This is a genomic window from Metabacillus niabensis (assembly GCF_902829255.1).
Classification (GTDB): domain Bacteria; phylum Bacillota; class Bacilli; order Bacillales; family Bacillaceae; genus Metabacillus; species Metabacillus niabensis.
In genome coordinates, this window is sequence record NZ_CADEPK010000452.1 from 1 (window position 1) to 14,104 (window position 14,104).

The 14,104-nt window shown below is 35.6% G+C and carries 13 protein-coding genes; all 13 read right to left on the reverse strand.

Going from position 1 to position 14,104, the window contains the following annotated elements:
• The coding region (yabQ, locus tag HU235_RS24465; RefSeq protein ID WP_174881884.1) for a spore cortex biosynthesis protein YabQ at positions 1 to 472 on the reverse strand (472 nt) is incomplete at its 3' end.
• Complete coding sequence (yabP, locus tag HU235_RS24470) at positions 469 to 780, reverse strand: sporulation protein YabP (RefSeq protein WP_095302776.1); 312 nt, start codon at positions 778 to 780, stop codon at positions 469 to 471. The genes yabP and yabQ, both read right to left, overlap by 4 nt.
• 130 nt (positions 781 to 910) lie before the next feature.
• Positions 911 to 1,174 carry an RNA-binding S4 domain-containing protein gene (locus HU235_RS24475; RefSeq protein ID WP_095302775.1) on the reverse strand — a complete coding sequence of 88 codons (264 nt, stop codon included), beginning with the start codon at positions 1,172 to 1,174 and terminating at the stop codon, positions 911 to 913.
• A gap of 3 nt (positions 1,175 to 1,177) precedes the next feature.
• The gene (gene yabN / locus HU235_RS24480; protein ID WP_174881885.1) at positions 1,178 to 2,647 is read right to left on the reverse strand and encodes a bifunctional methyltransferase/pyrophosphohydrolase YabN; all 1,470 of its coding nucleotides are present in this window, start codon (positions 2,645 to 2,647) and stop codon (positions 1,178 to 1,180) included.
• Positions 2,631 to 4,244, reverse strand: coding sequence for a putative polysaccharide biosynthesis protein (locus HU235_RS24485; protein WP_174881886.1), 1,614 nt, complete (start codon positions 4,242 to 4,244; stop codon positions 2,631 to 2,633). Before HU235_RS24485 ends, yabN begins: the two co-directional genes overlap by 17 nt.
• Positions 4,245 to 4,390: 146 nt before the next feature.
• Positions 4,391 to 4,927, reverse strand: a complete 537-nt coding sequence (gene spoVT / locus HU235_RS24490; RefSeq protein ID WP_174881887.1) for a stage V sporulation protein T — start codon at positions 4,925 to 4,927, stop codon at positions 4,391 to 4,393.
• A 272-nt stretch (positions 4,928 to 5,199) separates the two neighbouring features.
• Positions 5,200 to 8,730, reverse strand: a complete 3,531-nt coding sequence (mfd, locus tag HU235_RS24495; RefSeq protein ID WP_145585121.1) for a transcription-repair coupling factor — start codon at positions 8,728 to 8,730, stop codon at positions 5,200 to 5,202.
• 124 nt (positions 8,731 to 8,854) lie between these two features.
• The gene (locus tag HU235_RS24500) at positions 8,855 to 9,085 is read right to left on the reverse strand and encodes an anti-sigma-F factor Fin family protein (RefSeq protein WP_095303502.1); all 231 of its coding nucleotides are present in this window, start codon (positions 9,083 to 9,085) and stop codon (positions 8,855 to 8,857) included.
• Positions 9,086 to 9,226: 141 nt separating this feature from the next.
• Complete coding sequence (pth, locus tag HU235_RS24505) at positions 9,227 to 9,787, reverse strand: aminoacyl-tRNA hydrolase (protein ID WP_174881888.1); 561 nt, start codon at positions 9,785 to 9,787, stop codon at positions 9,227 to 9,229.
• A gap of 340 nt (positions 9,788 to 10,127) precedes the next feature.
• Positions 10,128 to 10,745, reverse strand: a complete 618-nt coding sequence (locus HU235_RS24510; RefSeq protein ID WP_145585116.1) for a 50S ribosomal protein L25/general stress protein Ctc — start codon at positions 10,743 to 10,745, stop codon at positions 10,128 to 10,130.
• A gap of 168 nt (positions 10,746 to 10,913) precedes the next feature.
• Positions 10,914 to 11,867 (reverse strand): ribose-phosphate diphosphokinase, encoded by a 954-nt coding sequence (locus HU235_RS24515; protein ID WP_095303497.1) that lies wholly within the window; start codon positions 11,865 to 11,867, stop codon positions 10,914 to 10,916.
• Positions 11,868 to 11,886: 19 nt separating this feature from the next.
• On the reverse strand, positions 11,887 to 13,263 hold the full coding sequence (gene glmU, locus HU235_RS24520; protein WP_174881889.1) for a bifunctional UDP-N-acetylglucosamine diphosphorylase/glucosamine-1-phosphate N-acetyltransferase GlmU: 1,377 nt from the start codon (positions 13,261 to 13,263) through the stop codon (positions 11,887 to 11,889).
• A 424-nt stretch (positions 13,264 to 13,687) separates the two neighbouring features.
• Entirely contained in the window at positions 13,688 to 13,978 is a 291-nt protein-coding gene (spoVG, locus tag HU235_RS24525; protein ID WP_046517517.1) for a septation regulator SpoVG, read from the reverse strand.
• Between the last annotated feature and the right edge of the window lie 126 nt (positions 13,979 to 14,104).

Genomic DNA, 14,104 nt, shown 5'->3' on the forward strand with positions numbered 1-14,104 from the left:
ATAAAATTTTAACCAATGACCATAAAAATTTAAATCCCCATTTTATTAATTTCCATAAAATATTTACAGCTCCTAAAATAATTGCGATTAAAAGCTGGATAGTTCCAACGATCGGTTTCACAATCATAAGTTGGCCAGCTCTAATGAATAAACGGTAAATCGTTAGGCTTGTCTGTATGAATAATTCAAGTAGCTGTAAATATATTTTTTTGAGAAGACTTTGATAGGCAGCATAACCACAAAGAACAGCAAGGAAGATGTAGATTCTTAATTCGCCCTCATTAACGAGTAGCAATAGATAAAAGAGTATGAGTCCTTGTACAAGCCAAAACAATAAGTCATTAATAAAGACAACCCATCTTGCCCTTAATGGTCGCTTTAAAAAGCGACCATATGTATCAAGAGCAGCTCCGAGCCATCCCCCCATACCAACCATTGCCAGCATTGTATAAAATTGAGTTGTTAAGCTCATTTAAATAACTTGCTAAAGAGTCCTTTAGCCTTCTCCCCATGCTGTTCATCTAAGTAGATTAAATCAAATATCCGGCTTCCTTTTATTGATACTACCCCTTTATCTACATCAAGATTTTTCATTTGAAGATTTTGTCCACGAATAGCCAAAGCCCCCATCACTGTATCTAAGAGAAACTCCTCGCTATCAAAGCTTTCAACCTGTTTAACGCCTGTAATCTCTATCAGCTTTCTCCCTTTCATGATAACGTCATGCTCTAGGTTTGGACCTTTATTGACAGATGAATGATTATCATAATAATTATTCATAGCTACCTCCGCATTCTAAGTCGTTTTCTTCTACATGTTATGTCGTTAGAATGCGTTTTAGAACAAGCTCTATTGAAATGGAATCGCTATTTATTAATAGATTTTATAGGTGTTATGTTATAAATTTAAGTTAATCTTGACTGACTTTCTCTTCCTTCACAATTCGATAGAGATCAGCTGCATCTTCTTTTCTAGTCGTCTCTTTAATATCCAAAATTTCAACCGTTACTAATTTTTGACCAAATCGAATAAGTAGCTCATCACCGATTTTCACATTTGAGCTTGCTTTTCCAGCAACGCCATTTATTAAAATTCTCCCCTGATCCGCAATTTCTTTTGCTAACGTTCTTCGTTTAATTAATCGTGATACTTTTAAAAATTTATCTAGTCTCATCTTCTATCCCTCTTTATCTATTTTCTTTGCTTCATCCCAAAAGTGATCCATCTCTTCCAACGACATGTCTTGGAGACTTTTCCCACTTTCTAATGCCTTAGTTTCAATATAACGAAATCGATTATAAAATTTTCTATTTGTCGAAATTAATGCTTCTTCAGGCTCAATATTATAATATCTACCAACATTTATTAGGGCAAATAAGACATCTCCAAATTCCTGCATCGCATTTTTCCCGTTGGCATCTTGTTTTAATTCCATTTCAAATTCCGTTATTTCTTCCTTTACCTTTTCCCATGTTTCTTCAATTACTGGCCAATCAAACCCAACCTTTGCAGCCTTTTTCTGTAGCTGATAAGCTCTTGATAATGCTGGAAGTGCCTTTGAAACGTGATCAAGGATCGAACTTGTTTCTAAGCCTCCCTTTTCTCCCTGCTTAATCTTGTCCCAATTAGATAAAACATCATCTGTCGAATTGATAGTCATATCACCAAATACATGTGGATGCCTACGAACCATTTTATCTGCAACCTCTTTGATTACGTCATTGATCGAAAACATTCCCTCATCTTCACCGATTTGTGCATGTAGGACAACTTGTAAAAGAACATCACCAAGCTCTTCAATCATATGGTCTATATCTTCTTCTTCAATCGCTTCTATCAATTCGTAACATTCTTCAATTAGATATCTTTTTAACGATTGATGAGTCTGTTCTTTATCCCATGGACAGCCATTTGGCCCCCTTAGTTTAGCAATAATCTTACGGAACTCAGAAAATTGATGATACAGTATTTCTTGGTTTTCAACAGGAGGAACATATATACTCGTTAAATTATTAATTGACACCTCACGATCTAGTTCATAAAGAGGCACTTCCTTAATTTGTTCAAGACTACTGCCTGCTGCTGTAACAATTTTTACCTTATACTCATCAGGTAATTGTTCCATTAGTGTTAATTTAACCTCTGAAGCTACCATTTGATCGTATACTTGAGTGATGATAAGATGCCCTCGTAATTGAAGATGCTCACTTTCTAGCCCTAATGCATCAACTAGCTGAAATCCTTCAATAGGGTCAATTTCGAGTGCTTGAAACATTGCATCTATAAAGCTTTGTCCACCTTGTACAATGATTGTATAACCTTTTTGTCTCCCTTCAGTTAACAATATTTGAACGGTTTTTTCAGCAACTAAAGGGTGTCCTGGCACTGCATAAACAATGTCTTCTACTTCCGCTTCTTCCAATAAGATATTAGCAATATTTCGATAGACGTCTTCAAAGTCCTGATTTGCTTCATAAACATCATCAAATGATCGATAGGTAATCGTCTCGTTTAATTCATCTATAACCGGATGTTCCTTTGTGCGTAAAAACAAATGCTTAGTCTCAGTTAATAGTCGATACACTCCAAAAGGCAATTGGTTAAGGTCCCCGGCACCTAGTCCGACAATTTTAATTTCCTTTGCCATTTATAACCCTCTTTTCTTCTTTTACAAATTTCTTTATAAAAGGTATGTATTGTAGTTCTTCCTTCGTAAAAACGTTTGTCTTAAAAATAGACCAAAGATAAATACCTCCACCACTAATGATGGCAATAAAAGTTATATATGTTGCATGAAGTCGATTCTCTAAATCAAAAAAGAGTTCTGCCCCATTTAATAATCCAATTACGAAACATAGCATAACCACGATCGAGAGTCCTATTTTACCAATACTCTTCAAATCACTAAACGGAAAACCCTTACGCGCTAAATACACCATGACAATCAATGCGATTATGCAGTAGGAGATAACCGTAGAAACTCCCGCTCCTATTTCACCATATTTCGGTATGAGTGATAAATTCAAGGCATATTTACCTGCTACACCTACAAGTACGGCAAAAGCAGGAATAAAAACAAACCCAAGTCCCTGCAAAATTGAAAAAACCGTTAAACAAAGAGATGTAAATAAAATCGATATACTTAAGACCATAAGAACTAAAGAACCTTTATTGTCTGTAAATAACATAACATTTGCAGGCTTCATCACCGCAATTAAGCCTGCTGAAGCACCTGCACTTACAACAAGACAAAGTTTTATTGATAAATTTATTTTTTCCCATATTAGCTGAATCCGATTTGATATTTTTGCTCTTGCAATCAGTGGTACTAACGACAGTGCTAATGAAGTTGCAACAACAGTTCCTAACTGAATTAACGGTTGTCCTCGGTCATATATTCCCTTTGTTTCCTTCGCAACCATTTTATCCATTCCACCCTCAACTAATAACGCATACAAATTAAGCGCATCAATAAGCTGGATAAAAATTAACAATAAACTACTAAACGCAATCGTCCAACTATACGTCACTAACGATAATAAAATTTTACCTGTCGATATAGGGGCAGTCATATTCCAACTTATTTTTGATTGACTCCCTTTTTTTCTCCATAAAACAAGCAAAATACCAAATGCTGCAACACTTCCAATAACAGAGCCTATTAATGCACCGAATCCAACTTCATACTGATTATAGCCTGCTCTAACTAAATAATATGAGGATAACAAAATAATAGAAACCCTTACGCCCTGCTCAACAACTTGTGATGTAGCAGTTGGCTCCATTATTTGCTGTGATTGATAGTATCCTCTAAAAATTGAAACAAACGGAATAATAATAAAGGCTATTGACGCAATTCGGATGAGTGGTGCTAACTGTTCATCTCCCATAAAAATCGCAATATGATTAGAAAAAAGGTAAAGACATAAAAATAATATAAGACCGCTTATAAATAAATAGATAAAGGAAACCGCCAAAATTTTCGAGCGTATTTTCAATGACTTACCATATCCGTAGTCCATCATAACCTTTGAAATCATAACTGGAAAACCAGTGGTTGCCAGAATGACACTCATCCCGTAAAAGGGATAGACTTGCTGATAAATATAAAAACCGATATCTCCTACAATATTTTGGTAGGGAACTCGATATGCTGCACTTAGAACTTTTGTAATAATCCCTGCAATCGTTAGAATAACCGCTCCTTGCATTGCAAGATTTATACTGTTTTTCTGGACGTTCATGTCCTTCTCCTCTCATTTCTTCTATCTGCCATTATACCACACTCATTTTACACTACTTGGTAATGAAGGTGCTCTACCATGCTATAAATTGCCAATTTTCAAGCATAAAAAAAAGGTAGCCCATTTGCTACCCCTTTTTCTTACGATTATTGCTCCATCTGGCGAGCTAAAAACCCAGCAGCTGTTTCAACTGCTTTATGCTCAACCTCACCAATTGCTTGGTCCTTCGAAAAAATGATAACTGCTCCGATTGGGTCACCATTAGCGACAATTGGTCCAATCGTATACGATTTAACTTCCTCACTTACCCCTTGGATAATCTGAGTTTCTCCACCATCTGTTTTTAAGATAGAACTTCTCTCTTCCATTACCCGCTCGACAACTTCACTAATGTTTTTATTTAAGTAATCCTTTTTCGAACCACCTGAAACCGCTATATACGTATCTCGATCACAGATTAATACCGGATGACCTAAACTGTCATAAAGTGCATCTGCATATTCCTTTGAAAAATCGCTTAGTTCACTTATCGGTGAGTATTTTTTTAAGATCACTTCACCATCGCGGTCAACAAAAATTTCTAGTGGATCTCCTTCGCGAATTCGGAGTGTTCTCCGAATTTCCTTTGGAATTACTACACGACCTAAATCATCAATACGACGAACTATACCAGTTGCTTTCATCTTATGTTGCCTCACTTTCATCGGATGATAGGAAAAAAGATGATTGTTTTTAAACCCCTGTTTTTTAGTGAATTTACATTTAATTTAGTTATGATTTATTCGACAAGATTTCAAAGATATGACAGGAGTTTTCTTTTTATGTAACAATCACCATTTGTTGAATTTAGTATCCTACACATGTTTTGTAATATACATAAGAAAGTGATTTTTTCATATTTTTTGTTCGTCGTAAAATTATTCAGCTTAACCAAACATATTGTGTGGTAAACCAATTAGTTTTGTGTGATTCCCTCTTTTTTCACATGAGCTAATCCATTTAATAGCTCTTTTATAATAGCTAACCATTGTTGTTCTGATAATCCCTTTGTATTAACGGTAATTTTCAGTCTTCCTCCGTCCATTCCAAGACCAACTGTTCTGCTGTGCTTTGAGCTTAGTTCAAAAAGAAGATGACCATCAATTCGATTACTCGCTTCTTCTTCAATTAAAATATTTACAATTTCCTTTTCCTGCTTGATAAGCTCGACACGTTCTTGCATAGCAAATACTTTAATCGTTGCTATTTGGAATAAATAATCAACCTCAATTGGATATTCTCCAAATCGATCGACGATTTCCTCTTGAAGCTCCTCTAATTCTTGTAACGATGTTATTGATCTAAAACGCTTATACATATCAATCTTTTGACGACCATCAGAAATATAATCCTGTGGTAAATATGCATCTACCTGTAAATCAATTTCAACATCAATTACTTTTTCCTTAGGCTTATCTGTTCTTCTTTCTTCAATTGCTTCTTTTAACATTTGTGAGTATAAATCAAATCCTACTGAATCAATAAATCCATGCTGTTGAGCGCCTAATAAATTCCCTGCACCTCTTATTGACAAATCTCGCATTGCAATTTTAAAACCAGATCCTAATTCTGTAAACTCTTTAATCGCTTGAAGCCTTTTTTCTGCTACTTCTGTTAACACTTTATCCTTTCGATGAGTGAAATAAGCATATGCTATACGATTTGAGCGACCTACTCTTCCTCGAAGCTGATAAAGCTGAGATAATCCCATCTTATCTGCATCATTAACAATTAACGTGTTAACATTCGGAATATCTACACCTGTTTCAATAATCGTTGTACTTACTAAAACATCGTACTCACCTTCAAGGAAATTTAGCATTACTGACTCAAGCTCATTTTCCGTCATTTTTCCATGCGCATAGGTTACTCTTGCATCAGGAACGAGCATTGAAATCTCTTCTGCCTTACGCTCAATATCCTCCACACGGTTATATAAGAAAAATACTTGACCACCACGCGCTAGTTCTCTTTCGATTGCCTCTCTTACAAGCGCACCGTTATACTCGACAACATAAGTTTGAACAGGAAAGCGATTCTCTGGCGGTGTTTCAATTACCGATAAATCACGAACGCCTAGCATGGACATATGTAACGTCCTCGGTATTGGCGTTGCTGTTAGTGTAAGTACATCTACATTTGTCTTTAATTGCTTTATCTTCTCTTTATGAGTTACACCAAATCTTTGCTCTTCATCAATAATAAGTAAACCTAAATCCTTGTAGGTTATATCCTTTGATAATAATCGATGTGTACCAATCACCATATCGACTGTACCATTCGCCAACCCTTTTTTTGTCTCAGTTATTTCTTTTCTAGTTCGGAATCTACTTAATAGCCCAATCGTAATTGGGTAATCTTGAAATCTTTCACGAACTGTTTCAAAATGCTGCTGAGCTAGAATTGTTGTAGGCACTAATAATGCTACCTGTTTCCCATCAGCTATTGCCTTGAAAGCAGCCCTAATCGCAACCTCTGTTTTTCCATAACCTACATCTCCACAAAGGAGTCTATCCATTGGACGGATTCGTTCCATATCTCGTTTGATTTCTTGAATTGAACGGAGCTGATCTTCTGTTTCCTGGTATGGAAAGGCCAATTCAAATTCTTTTTGCATTTCGCCGTCTGGAGAAAATGCATATCCTTCACTAGCTTCCCTTTCCGCATACAATTTAATTAAATCATCCGCTATATCCTGGACAGATGATTCAACTTTCTTTTTAACCTTTCTCCAATCATTTCCGCCAAGCTTATAAATTTTAGGCTCTTTGCCTTCTGAACCAACATATTTCTGTACTTGATCAATTTGATCTACTGGGACATATAATTGGTCACTACCTTGGTAACGAATATTTAAATAATCTTTATGAATACCGTTAATTTCTAATGTTTCAATTCCAAGATATTTCCCTATCCCATGGTTGACATGTACGACATAATCACCAATTTCAAGCTCAGAGTAGCTCTTAATTCTCTCCGCATTCGAAAGCTTCTGTCTTCTAACCTGTTTCTTAACTCGCTTCTTAAATAACTCCTCTTCAGTAATCACGGCAAGCTTTTGCATAGGAAGTTCAAAGCCTGTTTGCAGGTCACCTTCCATAATAAAGACCTTTCCGCTAACAAGAGCAGCTCCTTTTTTTATTGTCGTTGTTGTGATTTCGTAGTCTTCTAAAACCTGTTCTAGTTTTTTAGTTCTTTCATCATTTACTCCTAGAAAAACAACGGCATAGTTTGATTTCTTCCAACGCTCTAACTCATTTTTCAAGACATTCATTTGCCCATGGAAGTTTTGCATTTGCTTACATGACAAATTCAAAATATTTTGCGGACTCGTATGTGGTACATGTCGCAAAAATAATGATAGATAAACGAGTGAGTGAGTGGATTTTGAAACGACGTCTACATAAGAATGTGATAGCTTTACGTTATGTAGTATTTTGCCATCCTCAAGCAGGCTAGTAAACCACTCAGCCTCTTCCTTATTTAATTGATCAAATGTTTCATGAATACGACCAATTTCATCCAAAATAACGATAGATTTCTTTGGAAAATAGTCTAGTAAACTAGTAGCCTTATCATAGAAGAGCGACGAATATTTAAAAAGATCCTGTTCAAACTGTCCGTTACGTAAACGCTCCAAATCAAATTGGATATTTTCGAGTAAAAGCTCCTTTTGTTTTTCATCTTTTAATTTTTTTAGACTTGCTGCTAATCCAGTCTCAACAGCTTGAATCGTTTTTTCTTTCGTTCCACTATTTATAATCATTTCATTTGCAGGACCAATTGATATATCCTTAAGCATTTGAATTGACCGCTGATCTTCACTGTTAAATGTTCGTATCGAATCAATCTCTGTATCAAACAGCTCAATTCGTACCGCATGCTCCTCTGTAAGTGGATAGATATCTAAAATACCGCCACGAACACTAAATTCCCCAGGTGAGCTTACCATGTCCGTTCTTTCGTACCCGAGGGAACTAATTTTATTTAGAAGACTATCAAGATTAATATCTTGTCCAACCGTCAAACGAATTTGACTTTCTCTCCATAAATCCATCGGTGGCAGCAATCGTCTTATACCAGCGACAGGAGTAACGACAACAGTTTGCTTTCCTTCCGCCAACCTATTCAACACTTCAATCCTTTGTGCCTTTAATTCAGGGCTAGCAATGGCGATTTCAGAAGCAATTAAGTCATTAACAGGGTAAAGATAAACATCCTCATTCAAAAGGTTAACCAAATCTTCATATACCTTTTGTGCTTGATAAAGATTATGTGTAACTACTAATAGTGATTTATTTAATCCATTATAAAGAGCTGAAGTAAATACAGTCCTTGCAGAACCAGATAAGCCAGCAACTAACTGTTCTTTCAGTCCTTCTTCTATTCCTGAAACAATCGTTTTATAATCATCCGTCTCAGTAAAATAAGTCTGCAAACTAATCAAGATTAGCCCTCCTCTCAGATAAAGTCATAGATTGTTTATTTAAAATATCATGCAATATATTGATTAAAATCCCTTTCTCGGGAAGATCTCAACAGAAAAACGCTTTGGGATTTGCCCAAAGCTCTTATTGAATAAAACGTTCATATTGATGAAGGTCGGGATTACGATTTAATGCATCCTGACAATCCTCACAAATTGTTTTTATGTGAATATCACCATTTTGCTGATACGTTATCATCTCTTGTCTTTCTTCATTATTCAAGTGATCGAAGCCAAGCTGCTCACTCGTTACTGATATATTATCAATGCTTCCTACCTTAACGCCACAGTGTCTACAATGATAATGCAGAGCCATATGTACCTCCTGAAAAAGGTTATTTATTCCTAGTATGTACGTTTTACAGGAATGATATACATATGAGCTACTCTATCAAATAAAGACTATAAGAGTTCCTTCACTATATGTTTTATTATTGTATATGCCGTAATATTCCGTTTAATTAAACTCATTCATTACTTGAGTAAATGGAGATGATGATACCCATTTTTCACAAGCATTTGCTGAACGATTTATTGTATCAATCAGGTCTGCTTGTTCTTCTTCTGTAAAGCGCCCTAATACATAATCAGTTATCTTCATACCATTTTTGGGGCGATCGATACCTATGCGAATACGATTAAATTCCTGTGTTGCCAAATGTAAAATCATAGATTTAATTCCATTATGTCCACCTGCACTGCCCTTTGTTCTTAATCTAATTTTTCCTACAGGCAAATCGAGGTCATCATAAATTACAACGATTTCATCATTGTCTATATCATAGTAATCCATTAAAGGACGTATGCATTCTCCTGATAAATTCATATAAGTAAGTGGTTTTAATAATATGACTTTCTCACCTGAAATATGACCCATTCCATATAACCCATTAAATTTTTTGCGATCTAGCGGGATCGATAATTCTTTTGCGAGCTTATCAATAACCATAAAACCTACATTATGTCTTGTATGTTCATATTGTTTACCAGGGTTTCCTAGACCAACTATAAGTTTCATATCGAAACCCTCCTAATTCTGTATCTAATTGTACTTACTACTATTATTATATAACATTAGCACAAAAAGAAGTGTCAATAAATGAAAGTGTCAGTACTCATGATCATTTGTAGAAAATCGTTCTACATAAGACATCCTCTGAGAACTGACACTTATTGTCTTCTTTTTTCAAATCATATGTTTACAGCACAGTTTACGTAAATGTTATAGCTACTTAAATAACTAGTGTTGTGTGGTTAATTTCCTTCAGGCTTATTCGGCGTATCCACTGCTTAAGACACACTGTTTTGCATGAAGGAGTTTCACTTAGCCAAACAGTCAACCATAAACCCGTTTTGTATTATTCCTCGCGCCCTTCTTCATTTGTAGGAGTTCCTGGTTCTTGTTCCTCACCGCTATCAATTTCTTCCTCCTGCTGTGGTGGAAGGATGGACGCAATTACTAAATCCCCATCCTGGATGAATGTGTAGCTTCCATTTTTCACTACATCCTTCAATAAAAGCGCCTCATTCACAGCTAAATTTGAAATATCAACATCAATTGTTTGAGGTATATCACCTGGTTTAGCACTAATTGTAATTTCATGAGTGGATTGCTGTAACACCCCACCATCTTTCACACCTTGTGCCTCTCCAATTAACTGAATTGGGACATTTACTTCAATATCTGCTTTCATATCAACAATTTGAAAATCAACATGGATTACTTCGTTTTTTAACGGATCTGTTTGCATGTCTGATAGCATCACATTTTGGGAAGAACCATCAACATTTAAATCGATAATTGTATTCTTCCCTTCCTCTCGGATCGTTTTCAATAGCTGGATACTATCTATTGCGACAGGCTTGCTTTCTGTTGTCTTCCCGTAAACAATTGCCGGAATTTGTCCAGCCTCTCTAATTTTCCTTTTTGCCGATCTTGTAAATTCATGTCTATTAATCGCTTGTATTGTTGTCATTTCTACACCCTCCTACTCAATGTTCTTCACCATAATGGTTTGCCCAAAAATAAGAAGGGATAAACATGATACGCAATATAAAAAAGGCTTATTCCATTATAATTAAGTGACTGATTCGAATTGTTCAAATTCGAAGTCCTTATTATTTTAGGAATAAGCATTATTTTATCAATCAAATAATAAACTTACAGATTGTTTCTCATGCACGCGAATAATCGCTTCACTAATTAAAGGTGCTACTGATAATTCAACCAATTTGTCGATTCTTTTTTCCTCTGGCATGGCAATTGAATTCGTCACAACTAGTTCTTTTATTTTTGAATTTTGAATCCGCTCAATTGCTGGGCCTGATAAAACAGGGTGTGTACAGCAAGCAAATACTTCTTTTGCTCCATTTTCTACAAGAGCATTTGCTGCTAACGTAATTGTCCCAGCTGTATCAATAATATCATCGATTAGAATCGCTGTTTTTCCTTCAATGTTACCAACAATATTCATCACTTCAGCTACATTCGGTCTTGGACGTCTTTTGTCAATAATCGCAATTGGAGCTTTCAATTTATCAGCTAGTTTACGCGCACGTGTTACACCACCATGGTCTGGAGAAACAATGACAATGTCCTCTAAATTTTTCTCAAGGAAATATTCCCCTAAAATTGGTACACCCATTAAGTGGTCAATTGGAATATCAAAAAATCCTTGAATTTGTGGAGCATGCATGTCTAATGTAATAACACGAGTAGAACCAGCTGTTTCAATTAGATTTGCTACAAGCTTTGCTGTAATTGGTTCTCTCGCTCTTGCCTTCCTGTCTTGTCTAGCATATCCATAATACGGAATGACAATATTAATCGTTTTTGCAGAAGCACGCTTTAATGCATCTATCATGATTAATAGTTCCATCAAATGTTCATTAACAGGACCGCTTGTTGATTGAATAATGTATACATCACAGCCACGGATACTTTCCTCGATGTTAATTTGAATTTCTCCATCACTAAATCGTGTGACAGAACTCTTTCCTAAGTCCACCCCTACAATATCGGCGATTTCTTTAGCTAAAGCTGGATTAGAGTTTAATGTGAATATTTTTAGATTTGAATCTCCATAGCGATTAGACATGGTTAAGTGAAAACCTCCATTAGGAATTTTTATTATTTATTCGGTCAGCATAATTCTCTTTATTTACTTGGCGTGCCCGCGCAATTGATAATGCTTTTCCTGGTACATCACTCGTAATTGTTGAACCTGCAGCTACATATGCACCTTCACCGACTGTAACCGGTGCAACTAAATTCGAGTTACATCCAATAAATGCTCCATCCTCAATTTTCGTTAGGAATTTATTTTTCCCATCATAGTTAACAGTTATTGAACCACAACCAAGATTTACATCAGAACCAACCTCTGCATCCCCAATATAACTTAGATGTGAAGCCTTACTTCCTTTTCCGATTGTTGACTTTTTAATTTCAACAAAGTTTCCGATTTTCACCTCATCAGAAATGGACGATAATGGACGAATATGTGCAAAAGGACCAATCGCTACACGATTTCCAATATGACTGTCATGTGCAACTGATTGTCGAATTGTTGTTTCATTTAATACAGTGCAATCCTTAATTTCACTGTTTGGTCCGATAATACAATTCTCACCAATCGTCGTAGAACCAGAAATAATTGTACCTGGATAAATAACTGTATCACGACCTATTACTGCATCAGGAGAGATATATGTATTCTCAGGGTCGATTAAAGTAACACCATTTCTCATATGTTCAGTGTTTATCCGACGTTTCATAATTTTTTCTGCTTGAGAAAGAGCAATTCGATCATTAACACCTAATGTCTCATCAAATGAATCTGTTTGATAAGCCGAAACTACCTTGCCTTCTTTTTTTAGGATTTCTATTACATCCGGCAAATAGTACTCTCCTTGAACATTATCATTAGAAACGTTTGCTAATGCTTGAAATAATTCTTTATTATCAAAGCAGTATGTACCAGTATTTATTTCCGTAATACTTCTTTCTAATTCAGATGCATCTTTATGCTCTACGATTTTTTCGACTGTTCCTTCATTATTACGAACAATTCGGCCATATCCTGTTGGATCATCAGCCTTAGCTGTTAAAATTGTTGCCTTCGCATTCGTTTCTTTATGATGAGCTAATAAAGCTGACATTGTGTCAGAAGTAATAAGAGGTGTGTCACCGCATATCACGATTGTCGTTCCCTCTTCATTTTCTAAAAATGACGAAGCTTGCATAACAGCATGAGCAGTTCCTAATTGTTCACTTTGAAGTGCATATTCACTCGTATTCCCTAGCTCTGCTTTTACCCTTTCAGCACCGTGCCCTACAACCGTTACAATTTTCGTCAAATCCAGCTTTGAGACTTGATCTAAAACATGCTGTACCATTGGCTTTCCACAAACAGGATGTAGTACTTTATAAAGGGAAGATTTCATTCGTGTACCTTGTCCTGCAGCTAAAATAACTGCGTACCGATTTTCCATTCATTTGGCCTCCATTTATTTATTTAAACCTTTTTAGCTACCTATTATTAAACGTTTCATGCGTTTTTATCCATAACGAATATATCTTAAAATTACCATCATTTCAAGATAACAAATCTAAGTACATAATATTTCTAATTTTATCATAGTTTTGTATCTAAGATATTGTAATCGAATATTACCTTCTCGATTAACACAAAAATCATAGGGATTAGACTAATAAGTTGCATAGGAATGGTAGGTGCTTTCCCCATTTATTATGCTCCTTATATTGAAGAAGGTCTAAATTTAAGAACCTCATGTAATTAACTGTGAAAGAAAAAATCGGAGAATAGAATTAAGGTAGTAATTACTTATGGGGGAGTATAGTAGCAATCCAGTAAAAAAGACCTTGCAACTATATGCAAAGTCTTTTTCATTATTTTTAAGAAGCTCCAGCTTCTTCAAATTCAACTTCTAATTCACCTAATCGGTGATATTCTGCTAATACAGCATCTTGGATTTTTCCGCGTGTATTAGAATTAATAGGGTGTGCAATATCTCTGAACTCTCCATCCGGAGTACGCTTACTCGGCATCGCAACAAAGAGACCATTATTTCCATCAATAACACGTATGTCATGAACAACAAATTCATGATCCAACGTAATTGATGCAATCGCTCTCATACGACCTTCGGTATTTACGCGGCGCAATCTTACGTCTGTAACTTCCATTCTGTTCACCACCTTTTCCCCCATATGAAAAACCTTTGTTAATAATTCAACGTATTTTTCCTTTTTCCTGCATAATTTGAAAATTTTTTTAAAAATTCGGGTATTTAATTTAATATCATACAAAAT